15 protein-coding genes are annotated in these 24,936 nt (G+C 36.7%); 9 read left to right on the top strand and 6 right to left on the bottom strand.

Annotated elements, in window-relative coordinates:
* Nucleotides 1-409 precede the first annotated feature (409 nt).
* The gene (locus AEQU1_RS09325) at nt 410-1,111 is read right to left on the bottom strand and encodes a DUF4294 domain-containing protein (RefSeq protein ID WP_111881374.1); all 702 of its coding nucleotides are present in this window, start codon (nt 1,109-1,111) and stop codon (nt 410-412) included.
* 127 nt (nt 1,112-1,238) lie between these two features.
* Between AEQU1_RS09325 and AEQU1_RS09330 the strand changes: the two genes are divergently transcribed.
* A complete protein-coding gene (locus AEQU1_RS09330) occupies nt 1,239-2,324 on the top strand; it encodes a M42 family metallopeptidase (RefSeq protein ID WP_111880607.1) in 1,086 nt (361 codons plus the stop codon).
* 3 nt (nt 2,325-2,327) lie between these two features.
* On the opposite strand, the gene AEQU1_RS09335 is transcribed toward AEQU1_RS09330, so the two are convergent.
* On the bottom strand, nt 2,328-4,694 hold the full coding sequence (locus AEQU1_RS09335; RefSeq protein ID WP_111880608.1) for a hybrid sensor histidine kinase/response regulator: 2,367 nt from the start codon (nt 4,692-4,694) through the stop codon (nt 2,328-2,330).
* A 340-nt stretch (nt 4,695-5,034) separates the two neighbouring features.
* On the opposite strand from AEQU1_RS09335, the gene AEQU1_RS09340 reads away from it, so the two are divergent.
* Both AEQU1_RS09340 and AEQU1_RS09345 read left to right on the top strand, forming a co-directional pair.
* Nucleotides 5,035-6,465 carry an MBOAT family protein gene (locus AEQU1_RS09340; RefSeq protein ID WP_111881375.1) on the top strand — a complete coding sequence of 477 codons (1,431 nt, stop codon included), beginning with the start codon at nt 5,035-5,037 and terminating at the stop codon, nt 6,463-6,465.
* 154 nt (nt 6,466-6,619) lie between these two features.
* Complete coding sequence (locus AEQU1_RS09345; RefSeq protein ID WP_146743738.1) at nt 6,620-7,429, top strand: hypothetical protein; 810 nt, start codon at nt 6,620-6,622, stop codon at nt 7,427-7,429.
* A 77-nt stretch (nt 7,430-7,506) separates the two neighbouring features.
* On the opposite strand, the gene AEQU1_RS09350 is transcribed toward AEQU1_RS09345, so the two are convergent.
* Nucleotides 7,507-8,862: an alanine/glycine:cation symporter family protein gene (locus AEQU1_RS09350; RefSeq protein ID WP_408730907.1), complete on the bottom strand. Its 1,356-nt coding sequence runs from the start codon at nt 8,860-8,862 to the stop codon at nt 7,507-7,509.
* Nucleotides 8,863-8,970: 108 nt separating this feature from the next.
* Here AEQU1_RS09350 and AEQU1_RS09355 point away from each other — a divergent pair, with 108 nt between their 5' ends.
* On the top strand, nt 8,971-10,236 hold the full coding sequence (locus AEQU1_RS09355; RefSeq protein WP_111880613.1) for an acyloxyacyl hydrolase: 1,266 nt from the start codon (nt 8,971-8,973) through the stop codon (nt 10,234-10,236).
* A 53-nt stretch (nt 10,237-10,289) separates the two neighbouring features.
* On the opposite strand, the gene AEQU1_RS09360 is transcribed toward AEQU1_RS09355, so the two are convergent.
* The 3 genes from AEQU1_RS09360 to AEQU1_RS09370 form a co-directional block, all read right to left on the bottom strand.
* Nucleotides 10,290-17,747: a choice-of-anchor Q domain-containing protein gene (locus AEQU1_RS09360; RefSeq protein ID WP_111880615.1), complete on the bottom strand. Its 7,458-nt coding sequence runs from the start codon at nt 17,745-17,747 to the stop codon at nt 10,290-10,292.
* A gap of 209 nt (nt 17,748-17,956) precedes the next feature.
* Entirely contained in the window at nt 17,957-18,904 is a 948-nt protein-coding gene (locus tag AEQU1_RS09365; protein ID WP_111880617.1) for a phosphoribosylaminoimidazolesuccinocarboxamide synthase, read from the bottom strand.
* Between the two features lie 3 nt (nt 18,905-18,907).
* The gene (locus AEQU1_RS09370) at nt 18,908-19,861 is read right to left on the bottom strand and encodes a PhoH family protein (RefSeq protein WP_111880618.1); all 954 of its coding nucleotides are present in this window, start codon (nt 19,859-19,861) and stop codon (nt 18,908-18,910) included.
* 107 nt (nt 19,862-19,968) lie between these two features.
* On the opposite strand from AEQU1_RS09370, the gene AEQU1_RS09375 reads away from it, so the two are divergent.
* The 5 genes from AEQU1_RS09375 to dnaN all read left to right on the top strand — a co-directional run bounded on the left by AEQU1_RS09375 (nt 19,969) and on the right by dnaN (nt 24,836).
* Nucleotides 19,969-20,802 carry an S-adenosyl-l-methionine hydroxide adenosyltransferase family protein gene (locus tag AEQU1_RS09375; protein WP_111880620.1) on the top strand — a complete coding sequence of 278 codons (834 nt, stop codon included), beginning with the start codon at nt 19,969-19,971 and terminating at the stop codon, nt 20,800-20,802.
* A gap of 68 nt (nt 20,803-20,870) precedes the next feature.
* Nucleotides 20,871-21,167, top strand: a complete 297-nt coding sequence (locus tag AEQU1_RS09380) for a putative quinol monooxygenase (protein ID WP_111880622.1) — start codon at nt 20,871-20,873, stop codon at nt 21,165-21,167.
* A 10-nt stretch (nt 21,168-21,177) separates the two neighbouring features.
* Nucleotides 21,178-21,885 carry a gliding motility-associated ABC transporter permease subunit GldF gene (gldF, locus tag AEQU1_RS09385; RefSeq protein ID WP_111880624.1) on the top strand — a complete coding sequence of 236 codons (708 nt, stop codon included), beginning with the start codon at nt 21,178-21,180 and terminating at the stop codon, nt 21,883-21,885.
* Nucleotides 21,885-23,579, top strand: coding sequence for a gliding motility-associated ABC transporter substrate-binding protein GldG (gldG, locus tag AEQU1_RS09390; protein WP_111880625.1), 1,695 nt, complete (start codon nt 21,885-21,887; stop codon nt 23,577-23,579). Before gldF ends, gldG begins: the two co-directional genes overlap by 1 nt.
* A gap of 138 nt (nt 23,580-23,717) precedes the next feature.
* Nucleotides 23,718-24,836 carry a DNA polymerase III subunit beta gene (dnaN, locus tag AEQU1_RS09395; RefSeq protein WP_111880627.1) on the top strand — a complete coding sequence of 373 codons (1,119 nt, stop codon included), beginning with the start codon at nt 23,718-23,720 and terminating at the stop codon, nt 24,834-24,836.
* The last annotated feature ends 100 nt before the right edge of the window (nt 24,837-24,936 follow it).

The following is a 24,936-nucleotide window of genomic DNA, read 5'->3' on the forward strand; positions in this document are numbered from 1 at the left end:
AGACCGTGCCTATATCTCTAAGCGGGTGCAAATGTACAACTCTTTTTTAATCCTGCAATACTTTTTAAAAAATATTTCAAAAAAAATTTAAGACCGTTGCTCTTTGCTTTTTAGAACACCTCTAGTTGTTCTTTTTAGCGGGTGCAAATATAGATCGCTTTTTCAATCCCACAAACTTAATTCGTAGTTTTTTTAAAGTTTTTTTCAAATACTTTCCAAGCATTTGAAAGCTACCTATTTAAAAACAAAAAAGTTTTTACAAACTATTCAGATAGGTAAGAAGCTTTAAAAAAACACCAGACAAAACCATAAACAAGGCTTATTCAGCGAATTAGATAACAATCAAAAATTAAAAGAACGAACTTCAAAAGTAATACCTTTTAAACTCCTGTGCAACCTGCACCGCCTTTTAGTTATCAACAGATTTTCTTTTCCAATGTGAGGTGAGATCTAAATAATCAATTGGAAATGCAGGAGCTTGGCGCTCAAGTATATTATCCCGAAAAGATCTTTCCAGGATGTCTTCAATTAAATAATCTTCTTTCACCTCAAAAGGCTTATATTCTTCTTTAAGGGAAATTTCAAAAAGACTGGCAGTAGTATTATACCAGAAGGCTCGCCAACCAGTGCGGAGTTCTTTTACAAGATCAAAAGCCGTACGGCCCGTTTGTCTATCAATAAGCTTTACCAATATTTGGCCCTCGGTGTGTGTTAGCTTTTTCAATTTTTCAGAAAACTCTCCTTCAATATAGTTTTGTATCCGTTTGGTATATCTTCTTCTATCCCCTTTGTTCTCTATAGTCTTTAACCTTTCTGTCATTGTGGTCAATCTTTCGGCAGCGAGCTTGGCATATGGATATACCTTACGTGTTTTTCGGCGAAGAATTAAATACCGACGCTTATCCTGTTCTGACATGAACTTAACTTTTTTCAAAAGATACACTTCATCCAGATTAATAATTTCACGAGCCGTAGTATCCCCTTTAATTATATAGTACATAATCTCAGTGGAATCTTTTTGTTTTTCCAGAGTCTCTGTATCGGTTTGTCCAATAGCCGTGGTCAAACTGAATATTATTATACATATATATATAGGTACTGTGATTTTCATTCCAATAGTTTTTATAGAAAGCGAGATGTTATCCAAAAACGTTCCAAAAATAAGCAAATTGCATTGTGCGACTTAATAAGAAATCGCTAATTTTACCGATACACATCTTTTCAGAACAAAAAACTATATGACTACTTCAATATTAACTGACAAATCTTTAAAATTTTTAGAGGAATACTTAAACAATGCTGCGCCGACTGGTTATGAATGGGACGGACAAAAATTGTGGATGAACTATCTTAAACCGTACGTTGATGAATTTTTCACCGATACCTATGGAACTGCAGTGGGCGTAATAAATCCCAAAGCTAAATTTAAGGTTGTAATTGAAGGGCATGCAGATGAAATTTCTTGGTATGTTAATTATATATGTGATGATGGATTGCTATATGTAATTAGAAATGGCGGCAGCGACCATCAAATTGCGCCTTCAAAAATTGTAAATATTCATACTAAAAATGGTATTATAAAAGGTGTTTTTGGATGGCCGGCAATACATACGCGCGATAAATCAAAAGAAGAAACCCCTAAACCTGACAACATTTTTATAGATGTAGGTGCAAAGGATAAAGAAGAAGTAGAGAAAATGGGTATTCACGTGGGTTGTGTAATAACATATCCCGATCAATTCCATATTTTGAACAAGGATAAATTTGTTTGCCGTGCTTTGGATAACCGAATGGGTGGTTTCATGATTGCCGAAGTAGCGAGATTACTTCACGAAAATAAAATCCAATTACCTTTTGGGCTCTACATCACCAATTCAGTACAGGAAGAAATTGGTCTCCGTGGCGCCGAAATGATTGCAGATCGTATAAAACCGAATGTAGCTATAGTTACTGATGTTACCCACGACACCACTACCCCAATGATTGACAAAAAGAAACAAGGGTTGGCAGAAATTGGTTGTGGTCCTGTAATAGCATATGCCCCGGCAGTGCAACAAAAACTACGCGACTTAATAGTTGAAACTGCAGAAAAGAAAATGATTCCATTTCAACGGGCTGCACTATCTAGAGCTACGGGAACAGATACAGACGCATTTGCATATAGCAATGGAGGTGTGGCGAGTGCTTTAATCTCCCTTCCTTTACGTTATATGCACACTACTGTGGAAATGGTCCATCGTGATGATGTTGAAAATGTAATTAAACTTATTTATGAAACATTGCTAAATATAAAAGATGGTGAAACCTTTAGCTATTTTGATTGATAGCTAGGCAATTTTTAAAATTGAATCATTTTTATACTTTTTCATTTTTTCTATTAATAAGTCTCTATTTACAGGCTTAGTCATATAATCATTCATCCCAATGTCCAAAACTTTTTTGTGCGTTTCCTGCATAGCATCTGCTGTAACGGCAATAATTGGGATGGTTGAAATTGTTTTACCCGATGCTCCATTTCTAATAAGCCGGGTGGCTTCATATCCATCCATTACGGGCATTTGAAGATCCATTAAAACAATATTATATATATCTTTTTTTAAGGCTTCAATAGCTTCTGCCCCATTATTTACAACTGCAAAGCTTACTCCCGAATAACTGTTTAGCATTTTGCGCATTACCATTTGGTTTAATACATTGTCCTCCACAACCAATACGTGTAATTTATTTTGTAAACTGGATTCTACATAGGCTGGGGTATCAATAGATGAATCCTTCACCACACCTTCAATCAAAATATCTATAAAAACTTGGGTGCCTTTGTTAGGCGTACTTTCAATATTAATTGTTCCTTGGTGTAATTCTACTAAATACTTTACAATAGTTAAACCAAGACCTATTCCTCCAAATCGGCGTTTGTGGTCTAATTTCATTTGATTGAAACTGTCAAATATATTTTGTTTGAAATCGGAATCTATCCCTACTCCTGTATCAGAAATATTAAAGGAAAAATTATATATTCCTTTTGCGCGTTTTGTACATCTCATTTTGAAGAGAATGTTTCCAGTATTGGTAAATTTCACCGCATTCCCCAACACATTGTTGACTATCTGTACAAATCTTTCCTGATCTCCTTTAACCAAAATTGGTATTTCATAATCCATCTCGAACTGATAATTCAGTCCTTTATTAATAGCTTCTTCTCTCCAGTTATTACTTATTTGATTAAGAATAATAGATGGATTGAATTCTTCCTTTTTCAATTCGAGTTGTTTCGTCTCAATTTTTTCAAAATCGAGAATATCATTTACATTACTTAAAAGACTGATGGAGGCATTTTTAATAATCTCAAATTGCTTGCGCTCCTCATTATTATTTAGTTTGCTCAATTCAATTTCAGCAATACCCATAATAGTATTGAGAGGGGTTCTAAGTTCGTGGCTCATATTGGACATAAAATATGATTTTAGCCCACTTATTTCTTCGGATTTTTGAAGGGCTACTTCTTGTGATTTTTCTTTTTCAATCCTTAAATTTCTAATGAAATAGGTCATGGATATGGAAAGAAAAATTATCTCAAAACCAGTCCCAAATTTTGCGCTATTAAGAGTATAAAAATTATTGGGCAGCAAGTTTAAATTATTCATTACGAAACCCATTAGACCTATTACCAAGAAAAAAATTCCAATCGAAAAATACCTGTCTATTGTGATTTTTCTAAAACGCATTAAAACAATGGTAGTTATAATAAGCAACAAACTCAACATACCATTAATATTGCAAATTGGATACGCAACAGCTAACGTTTTCGGATTTATAAAAATTAATAAAGCCGCTATGGCCATGAGCGCATATAGTATTTTATATATTATTGAAAAACGCGGTAGTTTACTATTTACTCCAAGGAAATGCTCACAATATTTCAAAAGAAAAAAGTTGGAAAAAATAGCAGTTATAAGTACTGCTCTGGCGGCGAAATAACTTGGGGAAGTGAAAAAATACTGAAAAAGAAGTCCATCGAGCGCAGCCTGCATCAAGCCAATGGAAAGAACATAAATCCCGTAATAAAGAAAAGATTTTGCCCTTAAACTGGTATAAAAGAATAAATAAATAATTCCGGCCAAAAACAATATTCCATAAAATAACCCAAGAAACATTTGTTGTTTATAATTTACTTGCCAAAATTCAGATTCTGTATAAAGGTTGAATGGAAGGTTAATTGTTTCACCATCACTTTTAAGATGGAGATAAAATTGCTGTTCACTATTTTCGGGAAGCTCTATTTTGAAAACTGTAGAACGATGCGCCACTTGCCGTTCATTAAAAGGAATTTGGTCTCCACTTTTAAATTTCGTTATTTTATCATCATTGCTAATTTGATAAAGTTCGGCAACATCTGTAATAGGCCTAGCTGTTTCAAGGTAATATGTTTTAGCTTGATCATTGCTATTTTCCAACTTAAACTTAATCCAATAATTATCCGTGGTGAAGCCAGTACTTTGGTTTTCGGAATTTAATGGCAAAAATTTATTTGAAAAACCATGCTGGATTTCTGAAAGCTCGTAATTAGATTTTCCGGCATCATAAAATTCAGCATATTCATATAGTTTTCCTTTACTGTTCTCAGTATCAAACACAGCATTTTGTGCATTACAGCCAAATCCTATAATGAAGAATAAAAGTAGTAGGTGTTTCATTGTGGGGACTTAAAAACATTTAAACATACGGAAAAAACTTACAAAGAGTTTTAAGTTTTATTAAAATTATTTAAGATTGATAAAAAGGATGGCATATTAATTATGCAAGCCTATTTTTTTTATATCTCTTAAATAATTTAAAAAAAATAAAGAAATACATTAGTGTAAATTGCTGACTATAAAATACCTAACAAGTTATATTGCAAACAATATTCAATACGTAAAATGAATTATTATTCTAATATCTAAAATGAACTATCTATAAATAATTCTGAGGTATCTATGAAAAGCTTTACTCTGGTTGCAATTTTATTATATTTACCTCAAAATTCCCCAGCTTTTGTTATTCAACTCCTTTTCATTTGGATTGTTTCTGCCCATAACCCTTTTATTATATTGGGCAGTTGGCTTCAAAAGAATAAAAGCTCAAAATCTAATTCTACTTGTTGCCAGCTACTTTTTTTATAGTCTTTGGGATTGGCGATTTTTGTTTCTTATTATTGCTAGCTCACTTGTAGATTACTATGCCGCACTTGCTATAAAAGAGAACGAAAAGAATAACACTCAAAAATTTTATCTCTACAGCAGTATTCTTTGGAATCTGGGAGTGCTTTTCATTTTTAAATACTACAATTTTTTTATTGATGAATTTGCACTGCTTTTTAATCTGCAACAAGGCGAATATGCTTTTAGTACATTAAACCTTATTCTTCCAGTTGGGTTAAGTTTTTATACTTTCCAAACGATGAGCTACACCATTGACGTTTACAAAAAACGAATTAAACCTACTGGAAACCTGCTCAACTTTTTATGTTTTGTTAGTTTCTTTCCACAGTTAGTTGCAGGGCCAATTGAAAAAGCTTCTGATTTGTTGCCTCAGTTCAGCAAAAAGCGGACTTTTAAAAAAGAAGAGGTAAAAGAAGGCCTACGTCAGATTCTTTGGGGGCTTTTTAAGAAAATGGTAATTGCAGACAATGCCGCTTATATTGTAAATATGGTCTACGCTTCTCCCGAGGATTATGGAAGTCTTTCCTTACTTTATGCTTCAGTGCTTTTCTTTTTTCAGATTTACGGTGATTTTTCGGGCTACTCAGATATTGCTATTGGTAGCGCTAAATTATTCGGTTTTAAACTTAGTAAAAACTTTAATATACCATACTTAGCCAAAAGTGTAACAGATTTTTGGCAGCGTTGGCACATAACCCTAACTCGTTGGTTTACAGATTACGTTTATTTTCCACTAACAAAACAAAACCCTCGCAGCAAATGGTTGCGAAATATAGCCGTTCTCTTAACTATGGGCCTTGTAGGTATGTGGCACGGTGCTAATTCTACCTTCATAATATTCGGTGTTTTTCAAGGATTTTTAATTGTTCTAGAAAGAACCCCAATATCAAAAAATGGTAGATCTCGACTATTTCATAAAACACTGAGACCCCATTTACTTTTTCCTTTATTCAGTTTGCTTGTTATTATTGCATCCAGTATCCTTTTTAGAAGTCAAAATATTGATGATGTTTGGCTTATTTTTCAAAGAATTTTTTCCTTTATTCCTAGTGGCAATATTGGTTTATTAATAAACAAATATTTTTTGGTATGCTTCTTTATTATGATAACTGCTGAAATATTGACGCGATTTAAGGAATTTCCGTTAAGTAAAATTGACAGATATGTTAGTTTGCCTGTGCGTTGGATTATTTATTATACTCTCATTTTTTTCATTTTTCAATATGCCGGATTTAAAGAAGATTTTATCTATTTCCAATTTTAATAAATCGCAGCGGCAATTTTTAAAATACTGCCTGCTTTTTTTCATACCTGTGGTTATCATCTATTGTATACTGGAGATGTTAGCTGTAAATCTTCCTATAAATTACAAGGTTGTGAGTGATTATTTAAATTCACATTCAAAAAAAATTGAATTAATGGCTTTAGGGTCATCTCAGGTAAGATGCGGCTTTAACCCTGCCTTATCAAATAAAATAGCTATTAATATTGCTTCTTCGTCGCAACATCACAAAGAAGATTTTTTAATTTTACAGGGAACTATAGATAGGCTTCCAAATTTAAAATATGTATTGTTTGAAGTATCCTATATGCATTTAGAATTGCCATATCATTCAAATGAATTTTGGAAAAACAACATTTATCTAAAATATTATGATATTAATGCTTTTGAACGAACCACTTATTTTAAAGATAGACTGTTATATCTATCAAACGCAAGATTTTATTCTGCAAAATTGAGAAACTATTATATATATAAAGATGATAAGGTTCATTTGAATAAGTTCGGCTTTGATACTAATAATTATTACGGCTCCTTCAATAAATTAAACTACGACACTTCCAAAATCACTAACAATCATTTTAAAATATATACGCGCGAAAATTTAGATATATTTAAAAACAATACCACATATCTATTCAATATGCTGGACTATATGCAGTCCAAAAAATTGAGCGTAATAATTTGCACCTTTCCCTTGTATAAAACATATCTTAAAAAAAGAAACCCAGCTGTAGTTCATCGAAGAGACAGCATACTTACTATAATTAAGAAAAAATACAGCAACGTATTACTTTTGAGAGAGGAAACTGATACACTCCAATTTATAGTGAATGATTTTTTAAATGAAAACCATTTAAATCCAGATGGAGCAAAAAAATTCACAGCTTTGGTAAACCAAAAACTGGATAGTTTTTCTACGAAAGCACCAAAGAGGCCTCATTAAAAATAAAGATTTCATAATCCTTGCCCTTAATTCAACGGTTAAGCTAGTGATGATAAACCTCACTTTTGAAGGTAGGTTTATAAGGACATCTTCTTATGCTTTAATTTCTCAAAATAAACCTTTGCTTCCCTTATCACTCTTGGCGCAAGTATAATTGTCGCCGTCATCGTAGGAATTGCCATCAATGCAAAAAAGGTATCAATCAAATTAATCATCATATTCAATGATGTTGTAGCTCCTATAAGAATACTTATAATGTAGAAATAGTTATAAATCCCCTTGTTTTTTGCACCGAAAAGGAATGACATACATTTACTACCGTAATAAGAATATGAAAAAAGCGAAGAAATACTGAAAGTGACAATGCATGCCAATAAACCGTATTTTCCTAAAACCGGCATGCTTTCCTCAAATGCAGATGCAGTTAAACTAACACCGTTTGCATCGCTACTCTGCCAAACACCCGTAACCAAAATTGCCAAAGCTGTAAGCGTACAGATTATTAAAGTATCTATTGCTGGACCTAACATTGCTACAAGTCCTTCCCTTATTGGTTCACTGGTTTTTGCTGCGCCGTGGGCCATAGGCGCTGTACCAATTCCTGCTTCATTTGAAAATGCACCACGACGAATTCCCAAAAGAATTATTCCTCCAATAGCCCCGCCCAGAAAGGCATCACCTTTATAAAAATTTGCAGAAAAAGCATCGGTAATAATCATTCCCAAGTATTTGGGAACTACATCAATATGAACCCCTAAAATGATTAAAACCAATAGAAAGTAGAGAATCACCATTCCTGGAACAATTTTAGAAGCTGTTTTGCTGATACGCGAAAGTCCTCCTAATATTACAAGGGCAGTGATTGCAGCCAACACCAAACCAATAATTAAGTCTGTTTTAAAACCATAGTATATTCCGGCAGGTTTCAACAGTATATCATTAATAGCTTGGGTAAGTTGGTTTACATTGAAAACTGGCAAAGCCCCAACCAACCCTGCAACACTAAATAAAACTGCCATAGGCATCCACTTTCTGCCCAAACCTTCTGTTATAAAATACATAGGGCCGCCTTGAATTTTTCCTTCACTATCTTTTCCGCGGTAGAGAATGGCGAGCGTAGCCGTAAAGAATTTAGTTGACATCCCAATTACAGCGCTCACCCACATCCAAAAAACAGCTCCTGGGCCACCAATAGCAATGGCCACGGCAACTCCTGCAATATTTCCCATTCCAACTGTGGCAGAAAGAGCTGTTGTCAATGCTTGAAAATGTGTTATTTCGCCAGCATCGCTTTCGTTGTCATATTTTCCTCTCAATACTGCAATGGCGTGTCCCAAATAACGAAATGGAAGAAATTTAATTCTAATTAAAAGATATAATCCTCCTCCAATTAAAAGTATTAATAATGGCAAACCCCAAGCTGCAGAGGCCATTTGCGAAACAATTTTGTCTAGTTCTTTCAAAGGAGATACTTAAATTTTCAACTAATGTAGGATTAAAATTTTTAAAATTAACAGGGAAATTGTTACTTGCAGCGCCAAATGAAACTACAACTAACCATTTTCTTTCTTTTTGTATCTTTTCTGACATTCGCTCAAACAGAGACCGATTGGAAGAAAAGTGCCTTCACTTTTACGCCGGAAATTCTTGTGGGATTAACCATGGAAGCTAATGATGGCTTTCCGGAAACAAAGCTACAGAAACAAGCTGTTTTAAATTTTGGTCGCAATCACAATAATAATCCACAGGATTGGGCACAGCAACTGAAGGCGCCAAAAACAGGCTTGTCACTTGGCATAACTCATTTCGGAAATTTGGATAGTTTGGGAATCGCTATAACAGCAATGCCCTTTATAGAATTTAAAGCTTTTGGAAGCGACCGTTGGAAAATATTTACGGGAATGGGCGCTAGCTATTTCACAAAAAAATTCGACGCAGAAACAAATCCACAAAACCAAGCCGTAACTACAGATATAACTTGGGCATTTCGAATGTATCTTTATTACCAAATTCTTTCAACAAAAAGCATAGATTGGAGGGTTGGTTTAGGTTATTCGCATCACTCCAATGGACATATGCGTTTGCTGAATCAAGGATATAATTCTTTTTTGGTAAGCTTTTCGGCAGATATTAAAAATCCTTTAAATCAATCTGAAACTGTTACATCTCAATCCCTTCCAGTTTATAAAAAAACAGTTTATGATTATTATGCGATTCGTGGTGGGCTCGGCCAAAACGTATTTGGACTTGCTTTTAATGATAAGAAAAATGTTTACACTATCGCAGGGGAATACGGCCGGGTTTATAATAACACGTTTAAAATTGGAATTGGTTTTTATTACCGATTTTACCAACACTACTACGATTATATAAAAGGAAACGAATCTTTGGTGCAGGATGGACGCGAGTTTGATTATTTCAGAAACGATCCGTGGTATTATGCTACCAATTTAGGAGTTAGTCTTCATGGAGAGATATACTTAAATCACGTGGGTATTGATCTACAGTTGGGATATAATATTTTTAAGCCTGCTTACAAAGCAGAATGGAGAATTAATCAAGGTTGGGACAATACCCCTAGGGAGATTCCTGAAAGTTGGGTTTTGGGTGAGTTAGATGCAAGTTATAAGAAAAAACATCGCATTTCCTCAAGATTAGGTCTTAAATACTATTTAATAGGAATGGAAAAAACACCGAAAAATAATTTCTACATAGGCGCACACCTCAACGCAAATCTTGGACAAGCAGATTTTACGGAACTTAGTTTAGGATATGTTCACAGTTTTAATTTTCGGGAACGGAAATAAAAAACCCTTTCCTATTACAGAAAGGGTTTTTAAAATTTAATTTAATTAAATAATTATTTCGCCAAGATCAATCGGTGTGTTGAACTTGAAGTTTCAGAAACAATTTTTATTACATATACTCCATCTGAATAGCTACTGAAATCTAAATCTTTTTCGCCATTTGTAGTTTTGAAATTGCGAACTATTTTACCTGAACCTAATTCAACAATAACTATTTGAACATCGTTTCCAAAAGTTGCAGGAATTTTTGCAGTTGCAAAACCTCTTGAAGGGTTTGGATAGATTACAATACCGCTTTCACCAGCAGTAATATCTTCTATTGAAAGAAGAATATTCTGTGCTTCAAAAGCCCCTATATCGCGAATTCCACCAAAAACAGCTTGCTCAATTTGGTCATTGAACAAATCTGAAGGATCACCTGCATTATATGCCAATGAACCTATTAAAAGTTCATGGGTTGCGGTAACACCACCATTATTTTGAAGTGGGCCAACCCTTGGATCTACTTCTTCAACATCATTTGCTTGTTCTGGGAATGCAGCTGCATCATCCGTTCCAATTAAATTATAATTGTTTGATGCTAAAGAACCATTAACATCCATACCAGAACTTGCAGTGTTTAATGCAATCAAAGTATTCTTTAGTGAAGTACTTGAAGCACCTTCAATACCACCACCGCTTGAACCAGCTGTATTCATTGCTACAGTTACTGCATTTAAATCAAAACTTGCACCGTTGTTATAAACACCTCCTCCAGCACCGTTTGCAGTGTTTCCAGAAAGTGTACTTCTCATAACAATTACATCACCACCAGTCGCATTGTGAATTGCTCCACCTCCACTTGTTCCAGATGTTGCATTGTTGTTTGAAATGGTTGAAGTTATAACTTCCAACATTCCTCCATTATTAAAAATACCAGCACCACCATCATCTGTTGCAGTTCCAAATGAACTGTTTCCATCGATTGTTGTAGTATTAACATTCATAACAGTTCCGCTTTGGTTCCAAAGTCCACCTCCTTCGCGAGCTGCTTCGTTTCCTGAAATTATACTTCCAGAAATAGTAACCAAACCACTTGTTCCAGTTACGTGAAGACCACCACCATTTCCTGGTGCAGCAGTTCCTGCAGTTCCATTAACGTCATTATTTGTTAAATCTGAATTTGTGAAAGTAAGTGTTCCATCAATCAATTCAATTGCACCACCAGCTCTGTTTGCTGAGTTCCCGTTGAAAGAAGAATCAGAAACCGATACATCCCCTGAAGTACTCAACAATCCACCACCTGAACCAGCGGTTCCGTTTGAAAGGTTGTTTGTAATTGAAGTTCCATTTACAATATTCAATGTTCCACCATTGTTAAAAACACCACCTCCACCGTTGTCGGCGTCAGCTCCTTGGGCCATGTTAGCGTCTATAATCATTCCATCAACAGTCATAACTCCCATTCCATTCCAAAGTGCACCACCTTCAGCGGAAGCAACATTTCCTGTTGCAGAACCGCCTGTAATGTTTGAGTCTCCAGCACCAGTAATGTGAAGTCCTCCTCCGTTTCCGGGAGCTGCAGAAGTTGTGTTTGTTGTGAAAATTACATTAGTAAGATTCAACTCACTTCCTGCAATCGAATTTTCTTCAATTGCACCACCAGCTCTAACTGATGTATTACTTGTGAATTGTGTATCAGAAACAGTCAAGGTTCCAAGGTTGTTCAAAATACCACCACCAGAACCTGCAGCTCCATCAGCGATATTGTTTGAAATGGTTGCATTTAAAACAGTCAAGGTTCCCATCTCGTTGAAAATACCTCCACCACCTTGGTCAACATCAGTACCACTTGCAGTGTTTCCATCAACAGTTGTACCGTCTATAGTCATTGTTCCAGTTCCGTTCCAGTATGCACCACCTTCGGCTGAAGCCGTGTTCCCTGTTGCAATACCACCTGCGATATTTGAATCACCGGCGCCAGTTATATGCAATCCACCACCGTTTCCGGGAGCAGAAGCTGTGCTGTTATTCGTCAAATTTGCATTTGTCAAAGTTAAAATGCTTCCAGCAACCGATCTTTCTTCAATTGCACCACCGGCACGCATTGAAATATTTCCAGTTAAATCTGAATCTGTAACGGTAAGTGTTCCTTCATTGTTCAAAATTCCACCACCTGAACCTGCAGCTCCATCGGCAATATTATTCGAAATTGTAGCATTTAGTACATTTAAAGTACCTCCATTGTTGAATATACCAGCACCACCATCATCGGCTAAAGGACCACTTGCAATGTTTGCATCTATTGTAGTTCCATCAACAGTCATAATGCCTGCGCCATTCCACAGTCCACCTCCTTCTTGGGAAGCAGTATTTCCACTAACAGTTCCTCCAGTGATATTTGAATCGCCGGCACCTGTAATGTGCAATCCTCCACCGTTTCCGGGAGCAGAAGCTGTGCTGTTATTCATCAAATCTGAATTTGTTAAAGTCAATAAACTTCCTGATGCAGAATTTTCTTCAATTCCCCCACCAGCTCTCATTGAAGTGTTTCCACTTAATTCAGAATCTATAACTGATAACGTTCCAAGATTATTCAATATACCTCCACCAGAACCAGTAGTTCCGCCAGCAATATTATTGCTAATAGTTGTTCCATTTTGAACAATTAAAATACCGGTTTCGTTGAAAATACCACCGCCACCTTGATCTGGATCATTTCCGCTTGCGGTATTTCCATCAATAACAACATTATCAACGGTCATTGTTCCACTTCCGTTCCACAAGCCACCACCTTCTGCGTTTGCAAAGTTTCCATTTACGGTACCATTAGTAATATTTGCAATTCCAGGGCCAGTTATATGAAGACCACCACCGTTTCCTGGGGCAGTTCCAACTGTGTTATTATCCAAATTGGTTGAAAAAAGTGTAATATTTCCAGGTGAAACTGAAGAATTATCCTCAATACCACCCCCAGCTCTCTTCGCTGAGTTATTTGCAATTACTGAATTATTCACAGTCAGTGAACCACCATCAACATTTTGAATTCCACCACCGGAGCCAGCTGTACCGGATGCGTTGTTATTTGTGATTGTTGAAGCACTTTGAACAATTAAAATACCTCCATTATTAAAAATACCTCCACCACCATTTGTGGCATCATTCCCACGAGCTACGTTGCTGTCCAATAAAGAACTGTCAACAGTCATTGTGCTTCCTACTTGATTCCATAGACCCCCACCTTCGCTTGCAGCTTCATTATTAATTATGGTACTTGCAGAAATGTTTATTGTGGCAATTCCAGTAACGTGCATTCCACCACCATTTCCTGGGTTTGGTGTTCCAGCAGTAATATCAACTTTGTTTCCTATTAAAGAAGTATTTGTCATATCTAATGTTCCTGCAACTATTTCAATACCTCCACCTGCACGGTTTGCGGCGTTGGCATCAATCATTCCTCCGATAATGGCTACACCACCATCAGTTGTTAAAATTCCACCACCAGAGCCCGAGGTTCCAGTTGCAAGATTGCTTTGGATAGTTCCATTTATAACCCCTAGTTCTCCACCATTATTATAAATTCCTCCCCCACCAGAGCCGCTAATGGCTTTATTTAAATTAACCATTGTATTGAAAACACTCATGGTGCTTCCTTCTTGGTTCCAAATTCCACCACCTTGATTGAAAGCGTTGTTTGCAGAAATAGACGCATCATTAATAATTGTTGTAGTAGCTCCAGAAATATGTATTCCACCACCGTTCCCGGGGTTTGGTGTACCTGCAGTTCCGTTTACATCATTCAGCGCTACAAAGGTGCCATTTAAATTAAGGGCTCCATCAATTACTTCTATCCCTCCTCCTGCTCTATTCGCAAAGTTTTGGGTTATTGCAATATCTGCAACGGTTACGGTTCCATTTGTCGATAAAATTCCACCACCAGAGCCTGCAGCTCCGTTAGCCATATTATTATTAATGGAAGTTCCTTCAAGAATATCTAAAGTTCCTCCATCATTGTAGATTCCACCACCACCATTGTCGGCATTTGCACCACTAGCAATATTATTTGTTACTGGCACTCCATCAACAGTCATTGATCCGCCGCCATTCCAAAGACCACCGCCTTCTGCAGCTGCAATATTTGCATCAACGGTTCCTCCTGTAATAGTTGCATTTCCAGTTCCACCAACGTGAAGCCCACCACCATTTCCTGGAGCGGCAACAGCTGGTGCAACACCTGCATTGTTTGTATTTAAAGTAGTCCCAGATATTATTAATGTTCCTGCAGCGATTTCAATTCCACCACCTGCACGATTTGCAACATTATCTGTAATTATCGCATTGGTTACCGTTACAGTTCCATCAGTGCTATGAATTCCACCACCAGAACCTGCCGTTCCATCTGCTTTATTATTTGTTATTTCAGTTCCTGCTAAAACATTAAGTATTCCCCCATTATTGAAAAGAGCTCCACCACCATCATCTGCCAAAAGACCACTTGCAGTATTTCCACTTAGAGTTGTTGCTTCAACAGTCATAATTCCAGTGTTATTCCAAAGTCCACCACCTTCTTGGGCAGCTTTGTTATCTTGAATTGTACTATTTGAAATAGCTGCGTTCGTAGTTCCAGAAAGGTGAATAGCGCCACCGTTACCCGGATTTGCCATTGTACCTAACCCAATATTAACACCTGCAGAGTTTCCACTTAAGGTAACTCCGTCTAAAGTGAGCGTATTTCCTGACGCATCTTCTATTGCCCCACCTGCACGACTTGCATAGTTTCCTGAAATGGCACTTCCGGTTGCAACATTTAATGTTCCTCCCGTGTTATTAAACAAAGCACCCCCGCGTCCTCCTGGGGTTGCTCCCATTGCTACGTTAGCAGTAAGCGTAGTTGCAGCATCAACATTTAAAATACCTCCAAAGTTGAAAATTCCACCACCACCGGTTGCATCACCAGTTGCTTTATTTCCTGTAATGGAAGTTCCAGAAACAGACATTGTTCCAGTCCCATTCCAAAGTCCACCGCCTTCAAAAGCCATGTTATTTGTAACACTTCCGCCGTTATAGTTTACATTTCCAGGACCAGTAATATGAAGTCCTCCTCCATTTCCTGGCGCTGGAGCGTTGGCTGTATTTTGATTTAAAACAACATTGTTGAATGTATACGTTTCGCCCATAGCAGAATTTAGTTCAATTCCACCACCGGCTCTGTTTGCTGAATTGTCTTCAAAAGTTACCCCATCAACTACCAAAGTTCCTGGGGTAAGGTTGAAAATTCCACCTCCAGAACCTGCAGTTCCACTTGCTACATTTCGCACTACTTGAGTTCCTGGCGCAAGAGTAAGGGTACCTCCGTTATTGAAAATACCTCCGCCACCATTATCAGAAGCATCACCTTCTGCTGTGTTAAAATCTATAAAGGTATCTGCAAAGATTACAGCTCCAGCCTGAACAGTCATAGTTCCGCCGTTGTTCCATAATCCTCCACCTTCAGATGCGGCCGCATTCAAAAATACGATTCCACTTAAAGTTACATTGGTTGTGTTACCAGTTACGTGAAGTCCACCCCCATTTCCTGGATTTGGAATTCCACCAGTAGCTGTTCCGTTTACATCATTGAAAATTAATTGCAGATCAACAAGATTTGCTGTTCCATCTATAATTTCTATTCCACCGCCCGCACGGTTTGCTCCGTTTGAAGTAAGTGCCGCCGAATTTACATTCAGAGTTCCAGAAGTACTCAAAATAGCTCCCCCAGAACCAGAAGTTCCAGTTGCTATATTGCTAAAAATATCTGCGAATGAATCAATATTCATGGTTCCTCCATCATTATAGAGAGCACCTCCACCTTGTTCAGGATTGTTTCCTGTAGCTTCGTTTGTGCTTAACTCTGTATCGCTACCTGTAATAGTCATTATTCCGGTACCGTTCCAAAGTCCACCACCTTCAACGGCTGTGTTATTTTGAACAATACAATTAGTGAAAGTTGAATTTCCGACTCCACTTATATGAAAGGCTCCACCATTTCCTGGTGCAGTTGCTCCCGTTGCTGTATTATTTCTCAAAGTAACATTGGAAAAGTTGTATAATTCACCTGGAGCAGAAAGCACTTCAATACCTCCTCCTGCTCTATTGGCAGTGTTTCCAGAGATATTAATTCCGTTAATATTTAAGATTCCCGGGGTAAGGCTAAAAATTCCTCCTCCCGAACCCGCAGTTCCATCTGCAATGTTATTGGATATGGTTGTTGAAGAAACCATTAAAGCTCCCCCATTATTGAAAATACCTCCACCACCATCATCTGGAAGATTACCCGAAGCTATATTTCCTGAAATAGTTGAACCTGTTACTGACATCATTCCAGCATTGTTCCATAGTCCACCTCCTTCTTGGGCGGCTTGATTATTTCTTATTGTACTGTTTGAAATTGTTGCAGAAGTAGTTCCCGACAAATGCAAAGCGCCTCCGTTTCCTGGATTTGCCATTGTTCCCAATCCAATGTCTGCCCCTGCGGAATTTCCTTCCAAAGTGATTCCAGTCAAGGTTAAATTTCCGCCTGAAGTGTCTTCAATTGCACCACCAGCTCTACTTGCGTAATTACCGTTAATAATTAGACCAGAAGCCAATGTAAGTGTTCCTCCGGTATTGTTAAAGATTGCTCCACCGCGTCCGCCTGGAGTTGTACCCATTGCGATATTTGCAGTAAGTTTTGTTAATGCATCAACATTTAAATTTCCACCATTATTGAATAAAGCTCCACCACCAGTATTTGGGCCCAGTGCAGAGTTTCCATTAAGATCACAATTTATAAGAGTCATTGTGCCTGTACCATTCCATAAAGCCCCTCCTTCATTTACTGCTATGTTTCTTAAAAATCTAGCAGACAAAGTTGAAGATGCTGCACCTGTAATATGAATAGCTCCACCATTTCCTGGAGGACCTGTAACAGTATTGTCCGAGAAAACTGTGTTTCCGGTAACAATTAAATTATTAGAGGATTGAACTTCAATAGCTCCACCTGCTCTATTTGCTGTATTTCTTCTAAAAGAACCTCCATTAATATCTAAAATTCCAGTTCCAATATTAAAAATTGCACCCCCACTTCCTGGAGATCCATTCGCATTGTTGTCATTAAAAGAACAGCCATTTATATCGAGACTAGTATTCTCACTATATATAGCTCCCCCATTTACGTCGGTACCATTTATAAAAGTTACGTTCGTAATCTTTACAGAATTCGCATTAGTGATTGTAAAAATTCTACCATTATTTGCAGCAGCATTAATTGTGCTTCCAAAGGCTGAAATAGTTAATTCATCTGTAATACTTATTGGACCCGATGTTAAAACTGGGTTGACAAACAACCCAATAGTAATTGTATTTGGACCAGGGTTTGCATTGGCGTTTGCTATTGCTAGACGCAATGAACCAGGACCTGTATCATTGCCATTGGTTACTTGACCAAATGACAAGAATGCCGTTAGTAAAAATGAAATCGATAAGAAAAGATTTCGCGTAATTTTAATTTTCATAAGCTTGATTTTTAAGTTAATTATCAATACTTACGTTAAATTCTAAAACCACGGTTTCCCAACGAAATGTTAAATTTATTGAATGATAGTATTTTAGAACATTCCAATATGTTAAAAAGAATACAACTATCCTTTTTTTATATAACCTAATCTCAATAAAAAAGCACCTTTAGAAAGGTGCTTTAGAGTTAATTTGATAACAGTGAAAATTATTTTAAATAATTCAAAACATTTTTCTCTATACGCTCATGAATATTTGAAACATCTGCTTTCACAAATTTTTCACCTGTAATATTTTCATAAAGCTCAATATATCTTTCAGAAACGGTTTCAATATATTCATCGCTCATAAATGGAACTTTCTGTCCTTCCAAACCCTGAAAGCCATTCTGAATTAGCCATTGGCGCACAAACTCTTTTGAAAGCTGTTTCTGTGGCTCGTTATTTTTTTGTCGTTCTTCATAACCTTCTGCATAAAAATAACGTGAAGAATCTGGAGTGTGGATTTCATCTATAAGAACTATTTTACCGTCCTTCGTTTTTCCAAATTCATATTTCGTATCCACTAAAATCAATCCGCGCTTGGCAGCAATCTCACTTCCTCTTTGAAAAAGTTTTCGGGTATAGTCTTCCAACTGTAGGTAATCAGCTTCTGAAACGATTCCTCTTTTCAATATATCTTCTCGGGAAATATCTTCATCGTGATCGCCCATTTCTGCTTTAGTTGCAGGTGTTATTATTGGCTGCGGAAATTTATCGTTTTCACTCATTCCTTCCGGCATCTCCACGCCACAAAGAATTCGTTTACCTGCTTTGTATTCCCTCGCTGCATGACCACTCATATAACCGCGAATTACCATTTCAACTTTAAATGGTTCACAAGCTTCACCAATAGCTACGTTTGGGTCTGGTATGGCAGTCAACCAATTTGGCACCAAATCTTCAGTATCGCGCATCATTTGAGTAGCAATCTGGTTCAAAATCTGACCCTTATAAGGAATTCCTTTGGGCATAACTACGTCAAAAGCGCTTAGCCTATCCGTTGCTACCATCAAAAGTTTGTTATTTTCCAAAGTATAAACTTCTCGAACTTTTCCGTGATAAACACTTTTCTGTCCAGGAAAGCTGAAATCTGTGACAATTATAGTATTACTCATTCTTTAATCTACGTTTTCAATATTTTTATAAGCAGCAATCACTTCTTTTACCAGACGGTGACGAATTACATCTTTGTCATCAAGATAAACCATTCCTATGCCTTTCACATCTTTCAAAACAAGTAATGCTTCTTTCAATCCAGAGGTTACGCGTCGCGGTAAATCTATTTGTCCGGGGTCGCCCGTAATCATAAACTTGGCGTTTTTCCCCATACGGGTCAAAAACATTTTCATTTGGGCGTGGGTCGTGTTTTGGGCTTCGTCTAAAATCACGAAAGCATTATCCAATGTTCTACCACGCATAAATGCCAAAGGTGCAATCTGTATAATTCCCGTTTCAATATGTGAAGCCAACTTTTCTGCAGGAATCATATCGCGAAGTGCATCATACAAAGGTTGCATATAGGGGTCTAATTTTTCTTTTAAATCTCCAGGAAGAAAACCTAAATTCTCTCCAGCTTCCACTGCAGGCCTTGTTAAGATTATTCGCTTAACTTCTTTATCTTTTAATGCTTTAACGGCTAAGGCAACACCTGTATAGGTTTTTCCAGTTCCGGCTGGCCCAACGGCAAAAACCATATCGTTTGTTCCCATTAGCGCCACCAATTTTCTTTGGTTTGCTGTTTGGGCTTTTATAGGTTTTCCGCTTAAACCATGGACAATTACTTCTCCGCTTCCTGCTGGACTTTCATATTCTTCCTTATTTCTGCTTAAAAGTACACGCTCAATTACATTTTCATCAAGCTTATTGTATTTAGCAACATGCTCCAAAAGCATTGTAATTCTTCTGTCAAATTCCTCCAAAACATCTTCATCGCCATAGGCTTTGATTTTATTGCCGCGTGCAACGATTTTGAGTTTTGGGAAATATTTTTTAAGAAGGTCAATATTAGCATTTTCAAGTCCGAAGAAATCTCTTGGACTAATCTCTGTGAGTTCGATGATAAGTTCGTTCAAAAGGCGCGCATTTTTATTATGTGGAATATGCAAAAAATAGTTTTGCTACTAACAAAAGTAACCTATTTTTGTGGTAACTCTTTTAAGAAAATATCAACAATCCATTTATGCCTATAATCACACTTACTACTGACTTCGGAGAGAAGGATCACTTTGTGGGCGCAGTAAAAGGAGCTATTTACAGCGAAATGGAAGATGCCAAAATTGTTGATATCTCGCACTCTATTTCGCCATTTCACTTACACGAAGCTGCCTATATAATCCAAAACGCATACAAGAGTTTTCCGCAAGGAACAATACACGTAATTGGGGTAGATTCTGAGTTAAACCCTGAAAATAAGCACATTGCTGTTTATATGGACGGACACTATTTTGTCTGTGCAGATAATGGTATTATTTCTATGCTAACTTCAGAAATTCGTCCTGAAAAAATTGTTGAGATAAATATTCACGATCGTATAATTAGCAATTTCCCTGTTTTAGATGTTTTCGTGAAAGTTGCTGGACATATTGCCCGTGGAGGAACACTTGAAGTTATTGGTAAAACTATTTCTGAAATAAAGGAATTAACCGGCATCCGTCCTGTTGTGAGCAATAAAGAAAGTCAAATAATTGGAAATGTTATCTATATTGATAACTATGGAAATGTGATAAGCAACATAACAAAAAAGCTTTTTGAAGAAGTAGGTCGCGGCCGAGAGTTTATTATAAATGCTCGAACTGCTAAATTCAATCAAATACACACACATTATAGTGATGCTATAAATTTTGATCTTCCCCCAGAAAAACGCGAGGAAGACGGAAAGAAACTGGCTCTTTGGAATTCATCACAATTTCTGGAATTGGCTATTTATAAAAGCAATCCTACCTCGGTGGGCGGTGCCTCCAGTCTTTTTGGGCTGGAATTTAGAGATACAATTACAGTAAATTTTAATGTATAATAAGGAAGAAATGTTCATGATAATTGTAACCATTTGCACTATAAGCTCAGTAATCTTAAATTAACTATATGTTTACAAGAATAGTAAAAATGGAATTTGAAAAAGAAAACATAGCTACTTTTCTGGCTAATTTTGAGTTAGTTAAAAAAAAGATTCGCAATTTCCCCGGCTGTACTTTTTTGGAACTTTACAACGATAAAAATGACGAAACAATCTTTTTCACCTATAGTCGTTGGAATGATGAAGCTGATTTAGAAAATTACAGAACCAGCGAACTTTTTAAAAAAGTTTGGAGCGAAACAAAACCAATGTTCAAAACTAAAGCCGCAGCTTGGAGCGTTGATACTCTTCACAGTTTGAAATAATTAGAACTCAATGTTTACACTAATAAAACGCGAAATAAACTCCTTCTTTTCCAGTACCATCGGGTATTTGGTGATTGCTGTTTTTTTGGTAATCAACGGTTTGTTTCTTTGGGTTTTTAATGGAAATTTCAACATACTAGATTCTGGTTTTGCAGACCTTTCCCCTTATTTTGAACTCGCTCCTTGGGTTTTATTATTTTTGATTCCGGCAGTTTGCATGCGCGCCTTTAGTGACGAAATGAAAATGGGCACTTTGGAACTTTTGCTTACCAAACCCATATCATTACAGCATATAGTTTTGGGGAAATACATTGGAGCAGTAATATTAATTTTAATAGCTTTACTTCCAACTGTTTTATACGTATTTACAATCGCTGAACTTGGCAACCCACCCGGAAACTGGGATGTTGGCAGCACAATTGGCTCCTACATTGGTCTGTTCTTTTTGGTGCTGGCCTATACTTCAATCGGAATATTTTCATCCACGCTTTCGCAAAACCAAATTGTGGCTTTTATAATTGCTGTCTTTCTTTGTTTTGCACTTTATTATGGTTTTGAAGGCTTTACTTCTTCCTCTTTTAATATTTCAAATTTGGGCATGAAAGCACATTTTGATAGTGTGGCACGCGGAGTTTTAGATACACGTGATTTGATTTACTTTTTGAGCGTAACGGTATTCTTCATTGCGCTAACCATTTTTAAATTGAAGAAACTGTAATGAAGACTACAATTAAACAAAATATCGTTTCTGTACTTATTCTACTAGTAGGATTAATTCTATTGAATGTTCTTGGAAACTATTTCTACATACGCTTCGACCTTACACAGGATAAACGTTTCACTCTTTCTGATGAAGCAAAAAAAATTGTAGATCAAGTAGATTCTCCATTAATCGTTGATGTTTTTTTGAAAGGAAATTTTCCGCCAGAATTCCGAAGACTCCAAGGTGAAACCAAACAACTTTTAGAAGAATTTTCAGCATACAATCCCAACATAAAATTTGAATTCATTAATCCTACTGAAAAAGGAAATGAAGCCTTTCAATCACAATTTGAAAAATTTGGATTAACGCCTGCGCAAGTTTCGGTAACCGAAAGTGGCAAACAAAGCACCGAACTTGTCTATCCTTGGGCACTTGCTCATCACGACGGTAAATCTGTTAAAATTGGTTTACTGAAAAATCAACTCGGAGCAACTTCTGAAGAACGAGTTAATAGTTCGCTTCAAAATTTACAGTATGCTTTTGCCGATGGTTTTAAAAAATTAGCTACTGAAAAATCCAAAAAAATAGCCGTGCTAAAAGGAAATGGTGAATATGACGATCGCTACATTGCCGATTTTTTTTCCACCCTTCGGGAATATTATTTTATAGCACCTTTTACACTCGATTCCGTCGCTTCAAATCCTGAAAAAACTTTAAAAGCTTTGGAAGGTTTTGATTTAATAGTTGCCGCCCAACCCACAGAAGCCTTCAGTGATACTGAAAAATATGTGTTGGATCAATATATTATGAACGGTGGCGAATCGCTTTGGTTAATGGATGCAACACAAATGCAGGTTGATACTGTTAGCGGAAAAAGCTACGCCTTCGGAAAAGATTTAAATTTGAATGATTTCTTTTTTAAATACGGAATCCGAATCAATCCAAACTTAGTTAAAGACGTCTATTCCGCGCCAATAGTTTTGGCAAGTGGCGATGAACGCGACGCACAATACAACCGCTATCCGTGGTTTTTTAGTCCATTGAGCAGCAGCGCAAACAATCATCCAATCGTTTCGAATATTGAAGCTGTAAAGTTTGATTATGCCAGTGCTATTGACACACTTCCGAACAACATTAAAAAAACGGTTTTACTTTCTACTTCACCCATAACTAAAATCGTGGGACTCCCATTCCCTATTGATTATGAATCAGAAATCCCAAAGAATTTACAAGTAGTGAACGAAGGTCCCAATCCTGATGAATACAACGCGGGAGAAGTACCGTTGGCAGTTTTAATGGAAGGGGAATTTACCTCGGTATTTAAAAATCGCGTGAAGCCAATAAAGCTTGAAGGTGAACTAAAGAATATTGATGACGGAAACCCTGCAAAAATGGTTGTTATTAGCGATGGCGACATCATAAAAAACCAAATGCAAGGCAATCGTCCCCTTGAGCTTGGCTTTGATAAAATGACCAATCAATTCTACGGAAATAAAGAATTTCTGCTTAATACCGTCAATTACCTTCTCGATGACAGTGGACTTATAAACATTAGAACACGGCAAATTGCAGTGCCATTTCTCGATCCACAAAAAACCTTGGAACAAAGAAACAAGTGGCAAATACTTAATATATTGTTACCGTTGGGGTTACTGGCTCTTTTCGGAATTGTTTTCACCATTTACCGCAAACGCAAATACACACATTGAATGTTGATAAGTTTGTTTTAACAAACACTTCAATTGAAATATATTTGTGGTTCGACAGGTTCACCAACCTTTTATTACACTATAAATTAAAAGTTGTGGCGAGCATTATTGAGAATTATTTCATCAAAAACACACATAATGAAATTCATCGTATCGAGTTCGTATTTATTAAAACAACTACAGGTTTTAGGCGGTATCATCAACAATAACAATACCCTGCCTATTTTAGATAATTTTCTGTTCAATTTAGATGGAAAATCCCTTACAGTTTCAGCTTCCGATTTGGAAACCACAATTTCCTCAAAATTGGAAGTGGAAAGTACTGAAAAAGGATTGGTTTGCATTCCCGCAAGACTTTTATTGGAAACACTTAAAACCTTTCCGGAACAACCTTTAACATTTACTATTGAAGACAACAATACTATAGAAATAAGCAGTAACCACGGGAAGTACGCTTTGGCATACGCCAGTGGCGAAGAATTTCCAAACGCTGTGGAGTTGAAAGATCCTTCTTCAACTGTAGTGCAAGGCGATGTGCTTGCAACAGCAATCAGCAAAACTATTTTCGCTTCGGGGAATGACGATTTAAGACCTGTAATGAGCGGTGTTTTCTTTCAGTTTTCAACAGACAACTTAGTGTTTGTAGCTACCGATGCCCACAAATTGGTGAAATACACACGTGATGATATCAGCGCTTCGCAAACTGCGGAATTCATTATGCCTAAAAAACCTCTTACACTTTTAAAGAGTATTCTTGCCGGTAGCGAAGACGAAGTAACTATTGAATATAACGACAGTAACGCAAAGTTCATTTTTGAAAATACTGAAATGGTTTGCCGTTTGATTGATGGAAAATACCCAAACTACGAAGCTGTTATTCCAAAGGAAAATCCGAATAAATTAATTATTGACAGAAACCAGTTTTTGAATTCTGTTCGTCGTGTTTCCATTTTCTCAAGCAAAACCACGCACCAAATTCGTTTGAAGATTGCTGGAGCAGAACTGAATATTTCGGCAGAAGATATAGATTACAGCAACAAAGCTGAAGAGCGTTTAACTTGCGATTACCAAGGGGATGATATGCAAATTGGTTTTAACAGCCGTTTCCTTACCGAAATGCTAAATAACCTAACGAGCGATGAAGTTTCTTTGGAAATGAGCCTTCCAAACCGTGCAGGAATTCTAACTCCTGTTGATGGCTTAGATGAAGGTGAAACAGTTACTATGCTTGTTATGCCAGTAATGCTGAACAATTAGATTCTTCGATTGTTAGATAATTAGATTTAAAAAATCCACCTTTTGGTGGATTTTTTTATTTCAAAATATGTGATGACATTTTATTTATTATTTCGATGTG

Origin of the sequence: Aequorivita sp. CIP111184, from assembly GCF_900489465.1 — a bacterium.
Classification (GTDB): Bacteria; Bacteroidota; Bacteroidia; order Flavobacteriales; family Flavobacteriaceae; genus Aequorivita.